Annotated in this window: 17 protein-coding genes; 6 read left to right on the top strand and 11 right to left on the bottom strand. The window is 70.8% G+C overall.

Going from position 1 to position 18,438, the window contains the following annotated elements:
• Positions 1–111: 111 nt before the first annotated feature.
• Entirely contained in the window at positions 112–378 is a 267-nt protein-coding gene (locus tag RC1_RS15660) for a hypothetical protein (RefSeq protein WP_012568412.1), read from the bottom strand.
• 321 nt (positions 379–699) lie between these two features.
• Here RC1_RS15660 and RC1_RS21865 point away from each other — a divergent pair, with 321 nt between their 5' ends.
• Together RC1_RS21865 and RC1_RS15650 are read left to right on the top strand one after the other, a co-directional pair.
• Positions 700–1,206 (top strand): hypothetical protein, encoded by a 507-nt coding sequence (locus RC1_RS21865; RefSeq protein ID WP_012568411.1) that lies wholly within the window; start codon positions 700–702, stop codon positions 1,204–1,206.
• Positions 1,207–1,292: 86 nt separating this feature from the next.
• Positions 1,293–1,586, top strand: a complete 294-nt coding sequence (locus RC1_RS15650) for a nucleotidyltransferase domain-containing protein (RefSeq protein ID WP_012568410.1) — start codon at positions 1,293–1,295, stop codon at positions 1,584–1,586.
• A 21-nt stretch (positions 1,587–1,607) separates the two neighbouring features.
• Here RC1_RS15650 and ubiB read toward each other — a convergent pair whose 3' ends face one another.
• The 10 genes from ubiB to RC1_RS15600 all read right to left on the bottom strand — a co-directional run bounded on the left by ubiB (position 1,608) and on the right by RC1_RS15600 (position 14,925).
• Positions 1,608–3,146, bottom strand: coding sequence for a 2-polyprenylphenol 6-hydroxylase (gene ubiB, locus RC1_RS15645; RefSeq protein WP_012568409.1), 1,539 nt, complete (start codon positions 3,144–3,146; stop codon positions 1,608–1,610).
• A 273-nt stretch (positions 3,147–3,419) separates the two neighbouring features.
• Positions 3,420–4,199 carry a class I SAM-dependent methyltransferase gene (locus RC1_RS15640; protein WP_012568408.1) on the bottom strand — a complete coding sequence of 260 codons (780 nt, stop codon included), beginning with the start codon at positions 4,197–4,199 and terminating at the stop codon, positions 3,420–3,422.
• 168 nt (positions 4,200–4,367) lie between these two features.
• The gene (gene phoB, locus RC1_RS15635) at positions 4,368–5,072 is read right to left on the bottom strand and encodes a phosphate regulon transcriptional regulator PhoB (RefSeq protein ID WP_012568407.1); all 705 of its coding nucleotides are present in this window, start codon (positions 5,070–5,072) and stop codon (positions 4,368–4,370) included.
• Positions 5,073–5,113: 41 nt separating this feature from the next.
• Complete coding sequence (phoU, locus tag RC1_RS15630) at positions 5,114–5,839, bottom strand: phosphate signaling complex protein PhoU (RefSeq protein ID WP_012568406.1); 726 nt, start codon at positions 5,837–5,839, stop codon at positions 5,114–5,116.
• Positions 5,840–5,891: 52 nt separating this feature from the next.
• Positions 5,892–6,701: a phosphate ABC transporter ATP-binding protein PstB gene (gene pstB, locus RC1_RS15625; protein WP_012568405.1), complete on the bottom strand. Its 810-nt coding sequence runs from the start codon at positions 6,699–6,701 to the stop codon at positions 5,892–5,894.
• Between the two features lie 5 nt (positions 6,702–6,706).
• Positions 6,707–8,020 carry a phosphate ABC transporter permease PstA gene (gene pstA / locus RC1_RS15620; RefSeq protein ID WP_012568404.1) on the bottom strand — a complete coding sequence of 438 codons (1,314 nt, stop codon included), beginning with the start codon at positions 8,018–8,020 and terminating at the stop codon, positions 6,707–6,709.
• The gene (pstC, locus tag RC1_RS15615; protein ID WP_012568403.1) at positions 8,013–9,479 is read right to left on the bottom strand and encodes a phosphate ABC transporter permease subunit PstC; all 1,467 of its coding nucleotides are present in this window, start codon (positions 9,477–9,479) and stop codon (positions 8,013–8,015) included. Before pstC ends, pstA begins: the two co-directional genes overlap by 8 nt.
• Positions 9,480–9,596: 117 nt before the next feature.
• Positions 9,597–10,637: a PstS family phosphate ABC transporter substrate-binding protein gene (locus tag RC1_RS15610; RefSeq protein ID WP_012568402.1), complete on the bottom strand. Its 1,041-nt coding sequence runs from the start codon at positions 10,635–10,637 to the stop codon at positions 9,597–9,599.
• 271 nt (positions 10,638–10,908) lie between these two features.
• A complete protein-coding gene (locus RC1_RS15605) occupies positions 10,909–12,423 on the bottom strand; it encodes an ATP-binding protein (protein ID WP_012568401.1) in 1,515 nt (504 codons plus the stop codon).
• A 231-nt stretch (positions 12,424–12,654) separates the two neighbouring features.
• Positions 12,655–14,925: an NADP-dependent malic enzyme gene (locus tag RC1_RS15600; protein WP_012568400.1), complete on the bottom strand. Its 2,271-nt coding sequence runs from the start codon at positions 14,923–14,925 to the stop codon at positions 12,655–12,657.
• A 428-nt stretch (positions 14,926–15,353) separates the two neighbouring features.
• Here RC1_RS15600 and RC1_RS22260 point away from each other — a divergent pair, with 428 nt between their 5' ends.
• The 4 genes from RC1_RS22260 to RC1_RS15580 all read left to right on the top strand — a co-directional run bounded on the left by RC1_RS22260 (position 15,354) and on the right by RC1_RS15580 (position 18,407).
• Positions 15,354–15,626 carry a type II toxin-antitoxin system RelE/ParE family toxin gene (locus RC1_RS22260; RefSeq protein WP_012568399.1) on the top strand — a complete coding sequence of 91 codons (273 nt, stop codon included), beginning with the start codon at positions 15,354–15,356 and terminating at the stop codon, positions 15,624–15,626.
• A gap of 123 nt (positions 15,627–15,749) precedes the next feature.
• Positions 15,750–16,748, top strand: coding sequence for an NAD(P)H-dependent flavin oxidoreductase (locus RC1_RS15590; protein ID WP_012568398.1), 999 nt, complete (start codon positions 15,750–15,752; stop codon positions 16,746–16,748).
• Positions 16,749–16,812: 64 nt separating this feature from the next.
• On the top strand, positions 16,813–17,994 hold the full coding sequence (locus RC1_RS15585) for a CaiB/BaiF CoA transferase family protein (protein ID WP_012568397.1): 1,182 nt from the start codon (positions 16,813–16,815) through the stop codon (positions 17,992–17,994).
• Positions 17,995–18,140: 146 nt separating this feature from the next.
• Positions 18,141–18,407, top strand: a complete 267-nt coding sequence (locus RC1_RS15580) for a YgaP family membrane protein (protein ID WP_012568396.1) — start codon at positions 18,141–18,143, stop codon at positions 18,405–18,407.
• Positions 18,408–18,438 lie beyond the last annotated feature (31 nt).

Raw genomic sequence — 18,438 nt, 5'->3', positions numbered from 1 at the left:
GCCCCGTCGCCCGGAGGCGGCGGAACGGGGGCGGGCCAGGAGGAACTCGGGTGACAGGGAACTCGGAAGACAGGAAAGCCGGGCCGCGGCCAGTCCTATCCTCGGCCAGTCCTACCCGCGGACGGTGAGGACGAGGCAGCCACCGACACCGGCGGGCTTCACGCTGGGCCGCAGGCCGGCATCCCTGAGCAGGCCCTGCACCCCTTCGACCACGGCGGTCGGGCGGGTCAGGGTCACGCTGGGATCATGGTGGCCGAGGCGTCGGCAGCGATCGAGCGCCGTCATGATCTGGCGCGCCAGGGCGTCGGGGCCGTAGGGCGGAAACGCGCGGGCGAGCGTCGGGGTCTCTTCGGTGACGGACAGTGCGGCAGCCGTCATGCCGGGTTCCGGATTGCGGGCTCCGGTCGCCACTGCGGGAAACATGCAAGGTCCCTGGGTTGGACATGGCCGGAAGCGCCCCGCTCCCGACACCAATAACATAGGACCGGGCTATGGCTTTTCAGCGGCGATAATCCTGCGCCTTTTCCGATGGCTGCCCCGCATCCTTTGCAGGCGGACCTTCACCTTTTCCTTACCCGTCGGCCCCGCTTCCGGGGGAGGCCCGGGGCGCGGTCCTTCCGACCGGCCGCGGGCCGGTCTACACTGTCCGCGGAACCAGGGGGCGGACGGCGGGCCGCCCTTCGCGTGCGGGAGGCGACGATGGCGGAGCAGGACGATCCGGGAAAGGCGCTGGCGGCCGCGCGCGAGGTGGCCCGGCGCCTGAACGACTCGCTGGACGAGCTGCGGGCGGTGCTGCCCGTCACCGGCACGGGACTGGCCTACATGCCCGAGAAGTTCCGCACCGAGGCGGACGCCCTGCTGCACCGCTTCCGCACCCTGCACGGGCTGCTGGCGGGCCGGGTGCTGCCGGCGGCCATGGGCCGGGCCGGGCTGGAGGCGCGGGGCAAGACCACGCGCGAGCTGGCGGGGCTGCTGGCCGGGATGCGGCTGGTGCCGGACGCGGAGGCGTTCGACCACCTGACCCGGCTGCGCGACCGGCTGCGCGACGCCTTCCCCGTCGATCCGGCGGAGGAGGCGGAACTGCTGAACGCCGCCGCCCGCGCCGTACCCCACCTGACCGCCCTGCTCGCCGGGCTGGAGACGGCGGCCGGGTCACCGGGCACGGACGACGGGGGCACGGACGGCGCGACCACGCGGGCGCCCTGAACGGCGCGTCCGGGGAGCGCCGGGGCGGCCGGAACGGCCGGAACGGCCCGGTTCCCGCCGGACGGAAGACCCTCTATGCTGGTCCCATGCGGCTGAAGACGGACGAGATCAGGATCATCAAGCATCTGGTGGCCGAGCATCTCGGCACCGCGGCGGAGGTGCGCCTGTTCGGCAGCCGCGTGGACGACGGCCGCCGCGGCGGCGACATCGACCTGATCGTCACCGTGGACGCCCGGCCCGACTCCGGCCGCGAGGCCCGCCTGCACTGGGCGCTGGAACAGGCCCTGGACGACCAGCGGGTGGACCTGCTGCTGCATGTGCGCGGCGAACCGCCGCTGCCGATCCAGCGCATCGCCTACCGGACGGGGGTGGTGCTGTGAGGGAAGGCCCGGGGGCCTTCCTCAGCCGAACAGCAGGATCAGCACCAGCAGGACGATGACCGCCCAGACGGGGCGGAGCTGCTGGGCCGTGCGGGCGCGCTGGCGGGTGTCGATCTCGCGCAGACTGGCCGGGTGGATGCGCAGCCCGCCTTCCGACACCTGCGAGGCCAGGGCCTCGGCATCGCGCACCAGCCGGGGCAGCCCGCCGGCGATCTGCGCCAGGGCCCCCGCGGCCTGGGCGACGCGCGCCTCCGGCCCGCGGTTCTCCCGCATCCATTCCTCGATCAGCGGCCGGGCCATCTCCCACATGTTGATGCGGGAGTTCAGCGCCCGGCCGACGCCCTCGGCCGTCAGCATGGACTTCTGCAGCAGCAGGAGCTGCGGCTGCGTCTCCATCTGGAACCGCTCGGTCACGGCGAAGAGCTGGGCCAGCAACCGGCCGATGGAGATTTCGCTCATCGGCTTGTTGTGGACCGGCTCGCCGATGGCGCGGCAGGCCTGCCGGAACATCTCCAGCGACTGGGTGCGCGGCACGAAGCCGGCATCGAAATGCACCCGCGCCACCAGATCGTAGTCGCGGTTCAGGAAGCCCAGCAGCATGTCGGCGAGATAGAGCCGGGTCTGCCGGTCGATGCGGCCGACGATGCCGAAATCGACCGTCATCAGATTGCCCTGCATGTCCACGAACAGGTTGCCGGGATGCAGGTCGGCGTGGAAGAAGCCGTCGCGGAAGACCTGGTTGAAGAAGCCGTTGGCGGCGTACAGCAGCACCCGGTCGGGGTCCAGGCCGGCGGCGCGGATCTGATCCACCCGGTCGACCGGAATGCCCTCCACCCAGTCCAGCGTCAGCACGCGGGTGCTGGTGCGGTCCCAGTCGATGGTGGGGACGTTGAAGCTGGGATCGTCGCGGAAATTGTCCCCCATCTCGGAGGCGGCGGCCGCCTCCATCCGCAGGTCCATCTCCATCGCCACCGTCTCGGCGAAGGTGTCCACCACCTCCACCGGCTTCAGGCGCTTCAGCCGCGGTTGCAGCCAGAGCGCCAGATCGGCGAGCCAGTACATCAGGTCGATGTCCTGGCGGAAGGCCTGGGCGATGCCCGGCCGCAGCACCTTCACCGCCAGCCGGCGGCCGTCCGGCGCCTCGGCATAGTGGACCTGGGCGATGGAGGCCGCGGCCACCGGCTTCGGATCGAAGCGGGAGAACAGCACCCCGATCGGCCGCTCCAGCTCCGACTCGATGATGGCGACGGCCTCGTCGGCCGGGAACGGGTCCAGCCGGTCGCGGAGCTGCGCCAGATCGGCCGCCACCGCATCGCCCACCAGATCGGCGCGGGTGGACAGGGCCTGTCCCAGCTTGACGAAGCTGGGGCCCAGCTCGGTCAGGGCGCGGGCCAGCCGCACCCCCGGCCGCCCGATGGCGTGCGGGTTGTTCAGCCGCCGGAGCACCCAGGCGACGCCGGGCGTGACATCGCTGTATTCATCCACCGCCAGCGCGCCGTGCTTGCCGAGCGTGCGGACGATCACGACGAGGCGCAGGAGATTGCGGGCGATGGTGATCATGGGCGCGCCTCCGCCGGGCGCACGCCCGGCCGGCCGGCGCGGAGAACCGCGGTCTGACTGGTCATCGTCCCTCGGGCGCCATGGCGCGGCGCCGGTTCCGTTCGTGCGTCTTCTCTGCCGGCGGCGGTCCCGCCGGCGCTGCGCAGCCGGTCGTGCGGCAGTCCCAGAACAGGCAGCCCCAGAACAGGCAGCCCCGGGACGGACGGAATCAGGACAGCCCGACGGGCCGGGCGCCCTGGTCGTCCGTCATGCCGCAGCACCGGCCGCATCGGCTCAGACCCGCCAGGCGGAATGCACGGCGGCGATGCCGCCGGTCAGGTTCCGGTAGCGGACGCGGGCCAGGCCCGCCGCCTCGATCCGGCGGCACAGGGCCTCCTGCCGGGGGAAGCGCCGGATGCTCTCCACCAGATACTGGTAGCTCTCGCGGTCGCCGGCCACCATCTCGCCCAGCCGCGGCAGCACCCCGAAGGAGAAGCCGTCGTAGATCTCGCGGAAGATCGGCAGGGTGACGTGGCTGAACTCCAGGATGAACAGCCGCCCGCCCGGCTTCAGCACGCGCCGCGCCTCGGCCAGGGCCACGTCGATGTGGGTGACGTTCCGCAGGCCGAAGGCGATGGTGTAGGCATCCACCGAGCGGCTGGCGATGGGCAGCGCCTCGGCATTGCCGACCATCCAGTCGATGCCGGTGCCGTCGGAGCGCTGCGGCAGGCCGCGGTCGATGGCGCGGTCGCGGCCGACGCGGACCATGGCCTCGGTCAGGTCGCAGACCAGCACGCGGGAGCCCGGCGCCCGGTTCGACAGGCGGAAGGCGATGTCGCCCGTGCCGCCGGCCACGTCCAGCAGGGTCTCTCCCGGCCGGGGATCGACCATGGAGACGAAGCTGTCCTTCCAGAGTCGGTGGATGCCCCCCGACATCAGGTCGTTCATCAGGTCGTAGCGCGTGGCGACGGAGGAGAAGACCCCCCGTACGAGCGGCGTCTTCTCCCGCGGGTCCACCTCGCGGAAGCCGAAGAAGCGGGACTCCTGTCCCGGCGGGGGCGTGGTCTCAGTCATGCGCGGCACCCTAGCGCAGCGCGCGCGGGCACGGAAGCGGGCGCGGCAAATAGCTACGCTTTTTCAAAAGGAGTTGACCCCGGACGGGTTTCCGCCCGGGACGGGCGGGGGAAGCGGCGCCCGGCCGGCCGGTGCCCGGGGCGTGTTCCGGCCCGGAGAGTGTCCGGCTCAGAGCGTGTTCTGGTCGAGCGCGTAGCCGGCCGAGCGGACGGTGCGGATCAGGTCCTGGTCGTCGGTCTCGTTCAGCGCCTTGCGCAGGCGCCGGATGTGGACGTCCACGGTGCGCGGCTCGACATAGACGTCGTGCCCCCAGACCACGTCCAGGAGCTGCTCGCGGCTGAAGACCCGGCCGGGGTGCTGCATGAAGTGGCGCAGCAGGCGGAACTCCGTCGGCCCCAGATGCACGTCGCGGCCGTTGCGGCGGACCCGGTGCGCGGCCAGATCCATCACCACGTCGGCGAAGCGCAGCAGCTCCTCCGCCAGCCCCGGTGCCGCGCGGCGCAGCACCGCGCGCATGCGGGCGACCAGCTCGGTCGGGCTGAACGGCTTGGCGATGTAGTCGTCCGCCCCGCTGTTCAGCCCGCGGACCTTGTCCGCCTCCTCGCCGCGGGCGGTCAGCATGATGACGGGCGTGTCGCGGGTCTTCGGGTTGCGCCGGAGCTGGCGGCAGACCTCCAGCCCGCTCATCAGCGGCAGCATCCAGTCCAGCAGCACCAGATGCGGCGCCTGCTCGTTGGCCAGCAGCAGCGCCTCCTCCCCGTCGCTGGCGGAGATGACGCGGAACCCCTCCTTCTCCAGATTGTACTTCAGCAGGGTGACGAGATCCGCCTCATCCTCGACGATCAGGATCAGGGGCTTCAGGGCTGAGTTCATGGCGGGTCCGGCTGGGGGCTTGCGGTCACTCGGGCGGGCGGTCAGGGCGTCGCCGGGGTCTCGGGCGAGACGACGGCGAAGCTCGACTCGTCGCCCTTGGGCCGGTCGGTGGTGAGCGGCTGACCGACGATCAGGAAGTGGATCGTCTCCGCGATGTTGGTCGCGTGGTCGCCCGCCCGCTCCAGGTTCTTGGCGATGAACAGCAGGTGCGTGCAGGGGGTGATGTTGCGCGGGTCCTCCATCATGTAGGTCAGGACCTCGCGGAACAGGCTGGTGTAGAGATCGTCCAGCTCCTCGTCGCGGTGCCAGGCGGCGATGGCCTTGTCCAGGTCGCGGTCGACATAGGCGTCGAGCACTTCCTTCAGCATCTCCTGCACCAGCTTGCCCATGCGCGGGATGGCCGAGGCCGGGCGGACGGCGGGCAACTGGGCGAGCGCGATGGATCGCTTGGCGATGTTGGCGGCATAGTCGCCGGTGCGCTCCAGATCGGCGGAGATCTTCAGCGCCGCCAGGATCTCGCGCAGGTCGCTGCCCATCGGCTGGCGCAGGGCCAGCATGCGGATGGTCTCCTGCTCGATCTGGCGCTCATAGTCGTCCAGCCGGTTGTCGGACTGCATGACACGGCCGGCCAGATCCACGTCGCGGCGGGTCACCGCCTGCACGGCGGCGTCCACCTGCGCCTCGGCCACGCCGCCCATCTGGGTGATCAGGCCGGAGAGCCGCCGCAGTTCCTGCTCGAAAGACTTGACGGTGTGTTCGGTGGCCATGCTGACCCCTTGTCCTGCTGGCGGCCCGCGCGGGGCCGGACGCCGTGCCGGCTCAGCCGAAGCGGCCGGTGATGTAGCCCTGGATGCGCTCGTCGCGCGGGTTGATGAAGATCTCCTCGGTGTCGCCGACCTCGACCATGTCGCCCAGGTAGAAGAAGGCCGTGCGCTGGGAGACGCGAGCGGCCTGCTGCATGTTGTGAGTGACGATGATGATGGTGAAGGCCTGGCGCAGCTCGTCGATCAGCTCCTCGATGTGCGCCGTGGCGATGGGGTCGAGCGCCGAGCAGGGCTCGTCCATCAGGATCACCTCGGGGCTGACCGCGATGGCGCGGGCGATGCACAGGCGCTGCTGCTGGCCGCCGGACAGGCCGGTGCCCGGCTCCAGCAGGCGGTCCTTCACCTCGTTCCAGAGCCCGGCGCGGCGCAGCGAGGTCTCGACGATCTGGTCGAACTCGTCCTTGCGGGTGGCGAGGCCGTGCAGCCGCGGGCCGTAGACGATGTTGTCGTAGATCGACTTCGGGAACGGGTTCGGCTTCTGGAACACCATGCCGACGCGGGCGCGGAGCTGCACCACGTCCAGCACCGGGTCGTGGATGTCCTGCCCGTCCAGCGTGATCAGCCCTTCCACCCGGCAGATGTCGATGGTGTCGTTCATCCGGTTCAGGCAGCGCAGGAAGGTGGACTTGCCGCAGCCCGAGGGGCCGATCAGGGCCAGCACCTCGTTCTCGTAGATGTCCACGTCGATGCCGTGCAGCGCCCGCTTCTCGCCGTAGAAGACCTTGACGCCACGCGCCGCCATCTTCACCGGCTTGCTGGAGGCGGTCGCCACGGCGGCCGTCGTGTTCAGGGTCGCGTTGTCCATGGTCCTCACCAGCGGCGTTCGAATTTCTTGCGGAGATAGATGGCGGCGCCGTTCATCATGATCAGGAAGGCCAGCAGCACCATGATCGCGGCCGAGGTCAGTTCGACGAAGCCGCGCTCGGGCGCGTCGGCCCAGATGTAGACCTGCACCGGCAGCACCGACGAGCTGGAGAGCAGACCCGACGGCGGCTCGGTGACGAAGGCGTTCATGCCCACCATCAGCAGCGGCGCCGTCTCGCCCAGCGCCTGCGCCAGGGCGATGATGGTGCCGGTCAGGATGCCGGGCATGGCCAGCGGCAGCACATGGTGCATCACCGTCTGGAGCCGCGACGCCCCCATGCCCAGGGCCGCCTCGCGGATCGAGGGCGGCACCGCCTTCAGCGCGGCGCGGGCGGCGATGATGATGGTCGGCAGGCTCATCAGGGCGATCACCATGCCGCCGACCAGCGGTGCCGACCGGGGCAGGCCGAAGAAGCCCAGGAAGACGGCGAGGCCGAGCAGGCCGAAGACGATCGAGGGCACCGCCGCGAGGTTGTTGATGTTCACCTCGATCAGGTCGGTGAAGGAGTTCTTCGGCGCGAACTCCTCCATGTAGACCGCCGTGGCGACACCGATCGGCAGCGCCAGCAGCACGGTCACGATCAGCAGGTAGAGGGAGCCGACCACCGCCCCGCGGATGCCCGCCAGCTCCGGATAGTTGCTGTCCGACGCGGTGAAGAAGGTGGAGTTGAAGACCGACGTGGCCTTGCCCTGCTCCACCAGCCGGTCCAGCCAGGCGAGCTGTTCGTCGCTGACCGGACGGCTCGACTCCGGCAGGGTGCGGTCGATGCGGCCCTTGCGGATCTGGTTGATGTCGTCGGAGGCGGGCAGCCAGAACTCCCGCGTCTGGCCCACCATGGCGGGGTCCTCCAGCACCTCGCGGTACAGGAAGACGCCGGCCACCGGGCTGATCAGGCCGCGCAGCGCGCGCTTGGGCACCCGGCCCGAGACATCGGGGAATTCCCGGTAGAGCGCGTCCTGGACCAGATCCTGGAAGGCGGCGCGGTCCCAGTCGGCCGGGTTGCCCGTGCCCTTGGGATCGATCGTCTTCGCGTCCAGCGTCACCTCCAGCCGGATCGCCGTCTGCGTGAACGCCCCCACCCCGTTGTGCAGGATGGTGTAGAGCAGCACGACCAGCATCAGGCAGGCGACCGCGATCGCCACGATGCCATAGGCCTTGAACCGCCGCTCGGCCGCATAGCGCCGGCGCAGCCGCTTCTCCGCGGCCTCCGACGTGTGGAAGGACCCGGGGGTCGCCATCGGTTCCGCCAGATCAGTCATACTTTTCCCGATATTTCTGGACGACGCGCAGGGCGACGACGTTGAGGACCAGGGTGACGAAGAACAGGACGAGGCCGAGGGCGAAGGCCGAGAGGGTCTTGGCGCTCTCGAACTCCTGGTCGCCGGTCAGCAGGGCCGCGATCTGCACGGTCACCGTGGTCACCGCGGCCAGCGGATTGACGGTCAGGTTCGCGGCCATGCCGGCGGCCATGACGACGATCATCGTTTCGCCGATGGCGCGGCTGACCGCCAGCAGGAAGGCGCCGACGATGCCCGGCAGCGCCGCCGGCAGGATCACCTGCCGGATCGTCTCCGACCGCGTGGCGCCGAGCCCGTAGGACCCGTCGCGCAGGCTCTGCGGCACGGCGTTGATGACGTCGTCCGAAAGGGAGGAGATGAAGGGCACGATCATGATGCCCATGACCACGCCGGCCGCCAGCGCGCTGTTGGAGGAGACGTCCAGCCCCAGATCCACGCCGAGGTTACGGATCACCGGCGCCACCGTCAGGATGGCGAAGAAGCCGTAGACCACGGTGGGGATGCCGGCCAGGATCTCCAGCACCGGCTTGACCGTGCTGCGCACCCGGCGCGGCGCGTACTCGGCCAGATAGATCGCCGAGAGCAGCCCCACCGGCAGCGCCACCGCCATGGCGACGGCGGAGATCAGCAGTGTGCCCGTGAACAGGGGGATGGCGCCGAACGCCCCGGACGACCCCACCTGGTCGGCGCGGATCGCCGTCTGCGGGCTCCAGTGCAGGCCGAACAGGAAATCCGTCACGGGCACGTAGGCGAAGAAGCGCACGCTCTCATAGAGCAGCGAGAGCACGATGCCGACCGTGGTCAGGATGGCGATGATCGAGCAGACCACCAGCGCCCAGACGACCACGCGCTCCACATTGTTGCGGGCGCGGAAGCGGGGCGCGATCAGCCGCCGGGTCAGCATCAGCCCGCCGGCGGCGAGCGCCATGCAGACGGCGAAGACCGACCAGCCGGCGATCCGTTGCAGATCGTCATAATGCGCCGCGGCGGGGCGCAGCGCCTCGACCACCGCGGGATTGACATAGGCTTCCTGACCGGCGGCCAGATTGCGGATGTTGATGAGCAGGAGCTGCCGTTGCGTCTCGCCCAGGGCGTCGGCCGCCTGGACGGCGATCGGTCCGGAGACCCGCTCCAGCTCGGTCGGCGCCAACGCCGCCCGGGCCCAGGTCAGCACCGACTCCGGGGACATCCCGTTCAGCACCAGCGTCTCGATGACCGGCGCCTGGAGCACCAGCCAGAACAGCACCAGCAGCAGCGCGGGCAGGCCGGCCCAGATGGCAGCGAAGGCCCCGTAGTAGCCGGGCACCGAATGCAGGCTGGCGATCCGCCCGCCCGACACGGCCACCGCCCGGCTCCGCCCCATCCAGAAGCCGATGGCGGACAGCAGCAGCAGGATGGCGACGGTCAACTGGATGGACATCGGCGTCCCCGAACGCGGGAGTGCCCCGCACCATGGAAATACACATTACCGGACGCCGAAAGGGCTACCGGCAGTCATGACTGCCGGTAGCACCGATCGAACGACCAGACAACCGGATCAGGAGGCCGGCTTGGCCATCGGGGTCAGGGACTTCACCGTCTCCTGCACCTTGGCCAGACGCTCCTTCGGCATCGCCACCAGGCCCTTGTCGGCCAGGTAGCCGTCCTCGCCGGCGGCGCGCTCACCGACATACTCGGTGACGAACTCCTTCAGGCCCGGGATGACGCCGACATGGGCGTTCTTCAGGTAGATGAAGAGCGGGCGGGAGATCGGGTACTCGCCGGAGGCGATGGTCTCGAAGCTGGGGGTCACGCCGGAGATGGTCGCGCCCTTCAGCTTGTCCAGGTTCTCCTCCAGGTAGGAGAAGCCGAAGATGCCGTAGGCATCCTTGTTCTGCTCCAGACGCTGGACGATCAGGTTGTCGTTCTCACCGGCCTCGATGAACACGCCGTCCTCGCGCATGGTCTGGCAGACGGCCTTCTTGCGGGCAGCGGCCAGCGACTTCACCGCCGGATACTCCTCGCAGCCGGTGTCCATCACCAGCTCGACCCAGGCGTCGCGGGTGCCGGAGGTCGGGGGCGGGCCGAGCACCTCGATCGGGGCGTTCGGCAGGGAGGGATCAACGTCGGACCAGCGCTTGTGCGGGTTCGGGACGATCTGGCCGTTGACCTCGACCTCCTTGGCCAGCGCCTGCCAGAGCTGGGCCTTGGTCAGGTTGATGTCCGGGCCGGACTTGGCGTGGGCGAAGGCGATGCCGTCGAAGCCGATCATGATCTCGGTGACTTCTTCGACGCCGTTCTTCTGGCACTGGTCGAACTCGGACGCCTTCATGGCGCGCGAGGCGCCGGTGATGTCCGGGTGATCGGCACCGACGCCGGCGCAGAACAGGCGCATGCCGCCGCCCGTGCCGGTCGATTCCAGGATCGGCGCGGGGAAGCTGGTGGTCTGGCCGAAGCGCTCCACCACCGTGGCAGTGAAGGGGAAGACCGTGGAGGAACCGACGATGCGGATCTGCTGGCGGGCCTCGGCGACGCCGGTCAGGCCGACGACGGAAACCGCGGCGAGCGCGGCGGCAAGGGCAAGCTTCTTCGTGGTCACGACATTGCCTCCGATTTCTTGGCAACTGGTCCGGGGATGCAAGCCCGCTCTCCCCGGCAACTGGGTCCCGGCGGGGTAGCCGGACCTTAGTCCCCGAGCGCGAACCAAATACTACGGTCGCATGACGGTTTGATGACAGCCGGCCCCGTCGGGAGCCGCGGCGACGCAGGGCTGACCGGACCGGAACGCGCGCGCCTGCCCGGATGGGGCGCCTGCCCGGATGGGGCGCCTGCCCGGATGGGGCGCCTGCCCGGATGCGGCGCCGGACGGATCAGGCGACGGCGCCGGGCAGCGGCTGCGCCGGGGCCGGTTCCTCCGTCGCCGCCGGCAGCAGCACGGTGAAGGTGCTGCCCTTGCCCACCTCGCTGTCGATGGCGAGGCGGCCGCGGTGGCGGTTGACGATGTGCTTGACGATGGCGAGCCCCAGCCCCGTGCCCCCCAGCGCGCGGGAGCGGGCCGGGTCCACCCGGTAGAACCGCTCGGTCAGCCGCGGCAGATGGGTGCGCGGGATGCCGTCGCCACGGTCGATCACGGCGACCGCGACCAGATGCGTCGGCCGCCGCCGGCCGGGCAGGACCGGAACCGCCGACAGGGCGCCCGGGACACCGCCGCCGCCGCCGCTGGCGGGCTGATCGGAGACGGAGAGCGCGACCGTCACCTCGGTCTGCTCGCGCCCGTACTTGAGGGCGTTGTCGATCAGGTTCTGGAAGACCTGGGCGAGCTGGTCCTCGTCCCCCACCACGGGGGGCAGCCGGTCCGGCCCGTCAACCCGCAGCCGGATCTTCCGGGCCGCCGCGCGCAGCTCCAGCATGGCGACGACCTTGCGCACGATTTCCGCCACGTCGGCGGTGCCGGACGGCGGGGTGTGCTCGTCCAGCTCGATCCGCGACAAGGACATCAGGTCGTTGACCAGCCGGGACATGCGCCCGGCCTGGTCGTGCATGATGCCCAGGAAGCGGTCGCGCGCTTCGGCGTCGTCGCGGGCGGGGCCGCGCAGAGTCTCGATGAAGCCCAGCAGGGTGGCGAGCGGGGTGCGCAGTTCGTGGCTGGCGTTGGCGACGAAGTCGGCCCGCATCTGCTCGGACCGCTTCAGCACGGTGATGTCGTGCAGCGTCAGCAGCACCGCGGCCTCGGTCCCGGCGCCGGGATCGGCCGGGCCGGCAGGGCTGGCGGCGGGGCGGCGGAACGGCTTGACCCGCGCCTCCAGCACGCGCTCCACCGGCAGCGGCAGGGCGAACTCCACGCTGCGCGAGGTGCCGCCCCGCAGCACCTGTCCCACCGCCTCCAGCACGGCCGGGTTGCGCAGGCTGACGGCGAGGTCGCGCCCGGACATGCGGTCCCCGAACAGGGTGCGGGCGGCGGCGTTGGCCTGTGCCACCCGGCGGTCGGGGTCGATCAGGATCAGCGGCTCGTGCATCGCCTCGACCACCGCCTCGCCCACGGCGACGCGGCGCTCGGCCTTGTCCAGCCGCTCCAGCCAGCGGCGCTGCGCCTGCGCCGTGGCCGACAGCAGGGTCTGCGCCACGGCGGAGTTGGGCAGCGGTGCGGGCACCGGATCGTCCGCCCGGGCCGTCTGGTCCAGGAATTCCGCGATCAGCCGGGAGTCCTGGTAGAGCATGCGCAGGACCAGCCCGGTCAGCCCGGCGGCCAGGGTGATCGCGGCCAGGGCAAGGCCGAAGCCCAGCTTTCCGGCGAACACCAGCGACAGCAGAATCCCCCCGGTCGGCGCCAGCAGCAGGACGCCGATCAGGACGAAGCGGTCGGGACGGATCTCTTGCCTGCTCATCGGACGCGGTCTGCCGGTGCTCTCCCCAGTCCGGACCCCGGACGGGACCTGTGATCCGGGCCCCGGGCGGGTCCCGTCCGCCCCCGCCGGCCGACATCGGCTCCGGCACGGGGCGAACGGTCGTGATAGCATCGGTCCCGCCGGCCCGCAGCGGCGTCATCGAAATTTCATCGCGTGCCGGGGCGCGATGCCGGGTCGCAGTACCGGATTGCGATGCCGGGCAGGCCGGCCCTACCAGGCCAGGGCGTCGTGCGCGGCCAGCACCGCGGCGGTGACCATGTCGTTCGCCGTGGCCCCCATCTGGACGATCTGCACCGGCCGGTCCAGCCCGATCAGCAGCGGCCCGACCAGCGTGCCGCCGCCCATCTTCTGCAACATCTTGGCGCCGATGTTGGCGGCGTGCAGGCCCGGCATGATCAGCACGTTGGCCGGGCCGGAGAGGCGGCAGAACGGGTAGAGCCGGCTCATCAGCTCGAAATCCAGCGCCACGTCGGCCGACATCTCGCCATCGTACTCGAAATCCACCGAGCGCCCGTCCAGCAGGGCCACGGCGTCGCGCACATGCTGCGCCCGCTGGTGCATCGGCTGGCCGAAGTTGGAGAAGGAGAGGAAGGCCACCCGCGGCTCGTGCCCCATCTGCCGCGCAGTGCGGGCGGACTGGATGGCGATGTCGGCCAGTTCCTCGGCCCTGGGCTGTTCATGCACCGTGGTGTCGGCGATGAAGACGGTGCGCGCCCGGCTGGCCAGCACCGACAGGCCGAAGACGACATGGTCCGGCTGCGGGTCCACGACGCGGGCGATGTCCTCGAAGGAGACGGCGAAGCTGCGGGTCAGCCCGGTGACCAGCGCGTCGGCGGCGCCCAGCGCCACCATGCAGGCGCCGAAGACGTTGCGGTTCTGGTTCACCAGCCGCTGGCAGTCCCGGTACAGCATGCCGCGCCGTTGCAGCCGGCCGTAGAGGAAGTCGGAGAAGCCGTCGTTGAGCTGGGAGACGCGGGCGTTGTGGATCTCCAGCGGCTCGATGGAGCCCAGGCCCAGGCTGGCGATCTGCTCGATGATCACCTCCTCGCGCCCGATCAGCACCGGCGTGCCGTAGCCGGCGGTGCGGAAGGCCAGGGCGGCGCGGATCGTCCGCTCCTCCTCGCCCTCGGCGAAGACGACCCGCTTGGGGGTGGCCTTGACCTTCTCGAAGATGAGCTGGAGGCTGTCCGAGGTGGGGTCGAGGCGCAGGCGCAGGGAGCGGCCGTACTCCTCCATGTCCACGATGGGTTTGCGGGCGACGCCCGACTCCATGGCCGCCCGCGCCACCGCCGCCGGGATCTTGACGATCAGGCGCGGGTCGAAGGGAACGGGGATGATGTATTCCGGGCCGTAGCGCAGCCGCCGGCCGGCATAGGCGGCGTCCACCTCGTCCGGCACGTCCTCGCGCGCCAGTTCGGCCAGGGCGCGGGCGGCGGCGATCTTCATCGCCTCGTTGATGGTGCTGGCCCGCACGTCCAGGGCGCCGCGGAAGATGTAGGGGAAGCCCAGGACATTGTTGACCTGGTTGGGATAGTCGCTGCGGCCGGTGGCGACGATGGCGTCCTTGCGGACGGTGCGCACCTCTTCCGGCGTGATCTCCGGGTCGGGGTTCGCCATGGCGAAGATGATCGGCTTCGGCGCCATGGCACGGACCATCTCCCGCGTCACCGCCCCCTTCACCGACAGGCCCACGAAGACGTCGGCTCCCTCCATCGCCTCGGCCAGGGTGCGGGCGTCGGTCCGGATGGCGTGGGCCGACTTCCACTGGTTCATGCCCTCGGTGCGGCCCTGGTAGACGACGCCCTTGGTGTCGCACAGGGTGACGTTCCCGTGCGGCATGCCCATGGCCTTGATCAGCTCGACGCAGGCGATGGCGGCGGCGCCGGCGCCGTTCACCACCATCCGCGTGTCCGCCATGCTGCGGCCGGTCAGCTCCAGCGCGTTGATCATGCCGGCGGCGGCGATGATGGCGGTGCCGTGCTGATCGTCGTGGAAGACGGGGATGTCCATCAGCTCGCGCAGGCGCTGCTCGATGATGAAGCAGTCCGGCGCCTTGATGTCCTCCAGGTTGATGCCGCCGAAGCTGGGGCCGAGGAAGCGCACGCAGTTGACGAATTCGTCCACGTCGCGGGTATCGACGCAGAGGTCGATGCCGTCCACGTCGGCGAAGCGCTTGAACAGGACGGCCTTGCCCTCCATCACCGGCTTGGAGGCGAGCGCCCCCAGGTCGCCCAGGCCGAGCACGGCCGTGCCGTTGGAGATGACGGCCACGAGGTTGCCCTTGGCCGTGTAGTCGTAGGCGGTGGAAGGATCGGCATGGATGCGCAGGCAGGGCTGGGCCACGCCGGGCGAGTAGGCCAGGGACAGATCGCGCTGTGTCGTCAGGGGCTTGGTGGGGGTGACCTCCAGCTTTCCGGGGCGGCCGCCGCTGTGCAGCAGAAGGGCTTCCTCCGTCGTGATCCGGTTGTCGCTGTCGGCCATATACGCTCGCTCCTGAGGCTCATCGCCTAATTTTCTTCTCCGCCGGACCATCCGGCGTTGTCGTTCCGAATAACAGACTACAGGGCCGCGCCACACCCTGCCAGAGCGGGATGCTGAAACGAGGGTTGCGAAACCGCTTGTCGCTTTAACCCGGACAGAAGAAACTGACCCCATGGTCAGACCGAGCCGCCGGCCCCCTGTCGCAGCCGCACCGCCCCGGATCGCGGGGGCGGACCCCGACGCGTGCCTGCGGGCGCTGGCGGAGGCGGAGGACGATGTCCGCCAGGGCCGAACCGTCGGGCACGATACGGTGCGCGACTGGCTGGTGCGCGCCGCCGCCGCCGCCCGGACCGGAACGCCGCTGCCGCCTCCGCCCGAGCCCCGACCCGGCCCCCGTCCGTCGGCGACGACTCCGCAGACGACGAACGGTGCGGATAGTCTGGACCCGGAGCGCGCTGCGGGACGCATACGCCCAGGCGGACTACATCGCGCGCAGTAATCCCCTGGCCGCGGCCCGGCTGCTGGAGGATCTGCTGGACGCGGCCGACGGACTGGTCCTGTTTCCCGACCGTGGCCGCCCCGGCCGGAACGGCACCCGCGAACTGACGCTCGTCCCGCCCTTCGTCATGGTCTACGCCGTGGACCGGGCGGCGGGCGAGGTGCGCGTCCTGCGTGTCTGGCACGGGGCGCAGCAGCACTGACCGGCCCGCCTTACGGACAGGCGGGCCGCGGGCCCTTGTGGTCGGGCCGGCGGGCCGGAACAATCCGCCGCCGCAATCGACGACCTTAATCGACGGCCGCAAGAAGAACGCCCGGGAGGACCCATGCCGATCCCCAGCCTGTTCCAGGGCAAGCTCGCCCTCCCCGTGATCGGGGCGCCGATGTTCATCTGCAGCTACCCCGCACTGGTCGCGGCGCAGTGCAAGGCGGGCGTCGTCGGCACCTTCCCCAGTCTGAACGCCCGGCCGCTGGCCCAGCTCGACGCGTGGCTGGGCGATCTGACCGCCGAGCTGGACGCCTTCCGCGCCGCCCATCCGGACCGGCCGGTGGCGCCGTTCGGCGTCAACCTGATCGTCCACCGCTCCAACACCCGGCTGGCCGAGGACGTGGAGCTGGTGGTGAAGCACAGGGTGCCGTTCGTCATCACCTCCGTCGGGGCGCCGACGGAGATCGTGCCGCGCATCCATTCCTACGGCGGCATCGTCTTCCACGACGTCACCAACGTGAAGCATGCGCGCAAGGCGCTGGCGGCGGGCGTGGACGGGCTGATCCTGGTCTGCGCCGGGGCCGGCGGCCATGCCGGCACGCTGTCGCCCTTCGCCCTGCTGCCGGAGGTGCGGGAGTTCTTCGACGGGCCGATCGCGCTGTCGGGCTCGATGTCCTCGGGCCGGGCGGTGCGCGCGGCGGAGGTGCTGGGCGCCGACTTCGGCTATATGGGCACCCGCTTCATCGCCACGGCCGAGGCCAACGCCAAGCCCGGCTACAAGCAGATGATCGTCGAGTCGAGCGCGACCGACATCGTCTACACCCCGGCCTTCAGCGGCATCCCCGGCAACTATCTGGCCCCCAGCATCGCCGCCAACGGCATCGACCCGGCGAACATCACGGGCGGGCTGGACCGGCCCGACATGGATCTGGCCAACCGCGACGAGTCCCGGGAGGCCAAGGCCTGGAAGGACGTCTGGTCCGCCGGCCAGGGCATCGGCACCATCCACGACGTGCCCACGGTGGCCGAGCTGGTCGCCCGCCTGACCGCGGAGTACGAGCAGGCGTGCCGCCTGCCCGCCTCCCCCGCCCGGCCGCAGGCGCTGGCGGCGGAATAGCGGCGGACCGGACCGCCCCCGACGCGACCTGCACGACTGGCCCCACCCGCGGGAAGGACCCCCCATGCGCGCCAAGCCCCTGGCCGGCATCACCGTGCTCGACCTGACCCGGCTGCTGCCGGGGCCGATGTGCACCCAGCATCTGGCCGACCTCGGCGCCGACGTGCTGAAGGTGGAGGACCCGGCGGGCGGCGACTATGCCCGCTGGATGGGCCAGCGCCAGAAGGTGAATGCCACCAGCTTCCTGCTGTTCAACCGCAACAAGCGGTCGCTGACCCTGGACCTGAAGAAGCCGGAGGCGCAGCGGATCCTGCTGACGCTGGCCGCCGGTGCCGACATCGTGGTGGAGGGTTTCCGCCCCGGCGTCACCGACAGGCTGGGCGTGGGCTATGCCGCCGTGCGGGCGCTGAACCCCAAGGTGGTCTATGCCAGCATCACCGGCTACGGCCAGGACGGCCCCTGGGCGCAGCGGGCCGGGCACGACATGAACTACCTCTCCCATGCCGGGGTGCTGGACCAGACCGGCACGGCCGGCGGACCGCCGGCCCTGTCCAACTTCCAGATCGCCGATCTGGCCGGCGGCTCGCTCTCCGCCGTTATGGGCATCCTCGCGGCGCTGGTGGACGCGCAGCGGACCGGCCAGGGCCGGCATGTGGACGTGGCGATGACCGACTGCGTGCTGGCGCACACGGTGGTGGCGCTCGCCACCCTGAACGCCGGCCAGGGGGCGGAGCCGCGCGGCCAGGGCCGGCTCAGCGGCGGCCAGCCGAACTACGGCGTGTACGAGACGGCGGACGGGCGCTGGCTGGCCGTGGGTGCCCTGGAACAGAAGTTCTGGAGCGCCTTCTGCGCCGCCATCGGCACGCCGGAGCTGGAGGGGCTGGGCTATGCCACCGGGGCGGAGGGCGAGCGCGTGCGCGCGGCCGTGGCGGAGCGGGTGCGCGCCCGTCCGCTGGCCGAGTGGGCGGCGGTGTTCGCCCGTGTGGACGCCTGTGTCAGCCCCGTGCTGACCCCGGAAGAGGCGCTGGAGAGCGAGCAGGCCCGCGGCCGCGGTCTGGTGGTGGAGCACGACCATCCGGTGGAGGGGCCGGTGCGGCAGTACGCCTTCCCGGTCCGCATGACGGACTTCGCCTTCAGCATCGACCGCCCCGCCCCGATGCAGGGCGAACACACGGCCGAGGTGCTGGCCGGGCTGGGCTACGGGCCGGAGGAGCAGGCCCGGCTGAAGGCCGAGGGCGTGGTCTGATCCCGAGCCGAAGGCGTGGTCTGACCCCGAGCCGAAGGCGTGGCCTGATCCCGAGCCGAAGGCGTGGCCTGATCCCGCGGCGGGCGGGTGCGGCCCCCTGCCCCGGCTTGACGATTCTCAATTACTTCGCCCATTCGAAGGAATAGATGTTCGCCCGGTCGCAACGGCGGCCGGCTCCCGCCGCGGGACAGGCCGGCACGCCCTTCCTGGAGGTGAGTGAGATGGTGACGAATGTCGGTTCCCTGGACCGCGCCCTGCGTTTCGTGATCGCGCTGGGCCTGCTGTCCCTGCTGCTGCTGCTGGAGGGCAACGCCCGCTGGCTGGGGCTGATCGGGCTGGTGCCGCTGACCACGGCGACGCTGCGCTGGTGCCCGCTCTACACGGTTCTCGGGATCAACACCGGCGCCCGCTGAGCCCTCGCCGGTTCCCCGGGCGGCCCGCACA

The sequence above is a fragment of the Rhodospirillum centenum SW genome (assembly GCF_000016185.1).
GTDB classification, from domain to species: Bacteria; Pseudomonadota; Alphaproteobacteria; order Azospirillales; family Azospirillaceae; genus Rhodocista; species Rhodocista centena.
Note: the sequence above shows the minus strand (reverse complement) of the source record. Positions and strands in the feature narration are given on the sequence as shown.

Bases quoted from the DNA above. Each gene is read 5' to 3' on its own strand.
- RC1_RS15660 (WP_012568412.1), bottom strand. From the start codon at position 378: ATGACGGCTGCCGCACTGTCCGTCACCGAAGAGACCCCGACGCTCGCC.
- RC1_RS21865 (WP_012568411.1), top strand. From the start codon at position 700: ATGGCGGAGCAGGACGATCCGGGAAAGGCGCTGGCGGCCGCGCGCGAG.
- RC1_RS15650 (WP_012568410.1), top strand. From the start codon at position 1,293: ATGCGGCTGAAGACGGACGAGATCAGGATCATCAAGCATCTGGTGGCC.
- ubiB (WP_012568409.1), bottom strand. From the start codon at position 3,146: ATGATCACCATCGCCCGCAATCTCCTGCGCCTCGTCGTGATCGTCCGC.
- RC1_RS15640 (WP_012568408.1), bottom strand. From the start codon at position 4,199: ATGACTGAGACCACGCCCCCGCCGGGACAGGAGTCCCGCTTCTTCGGC.
- phoB (WP_012568407.1), bottom strand. From the start codon at position 5,072: ATGAACTCAGCCCTGAAGCCCCTGATCCTGATCGTCGAGGATGAGGCG.
- phoU (WP_012568406.1), bottom strand. From the start codon at position 5,839: ATGGCCACCGAACACACCGTCAAGTCTTTCGAGCAGGAACTGCGGCGG.
- pstB (WP_012568405.1), bottom strand. From the start codon at position 6,701: ATGGACAACGCGACCCTGAACACGACGGCCGCCGTGGCGACCGCCTCC.
- pstA (WP_012568404.1), bottom strand. From the start codon at position 8,020: ATGACTGATCTGGCGGAACCGATGGCGACCCCCGGGTCCTTCCACACG.
- pstC (WP_012568403.1), bottom strand. From the start codon at position 9,479: ATGTCCATCCAGTTGACCGTCGCCATCCTGCTGCTGCTGTCCGCCATC.
- RC1_RS15605 (WP_012568401.1), bottom strand. From the start codon at position 12,423: ATGAGCAGGCAAGAGATCCGTCCCGACCGCTTCGTCCTGATCGGCGTC.
- RC1_RS15600 (WP_012568400.1), bottom strand. From the start codon at position 14,925: ATGGCCGACAGCGACAACCGGATCACGACGGAGGAAGCCCTTCTGCTG.
- RC1_RS15590 (WP_012568398.1), top strand. From the start codon at position 15,750: ATGCCGATCCCCAGCCTGTTCCAGGGCAAGCTCGCCCTCCCCGTGATC.
- RC1_RS15585 (WP_012568397.1), top strand. From the start codon at position 16,813: ATGCGCGCCAAGCCCCTGGCCGGCATCACCGTGCTCGACCTGACCCGG.
- RC1_RS15580 (WP_012568396.1), top strand. From the start codon at position 18,141: ATGTTCGCCCGGTCGCAACGGCGGCCGGCTCCCGCCGCGGGACAGGCC.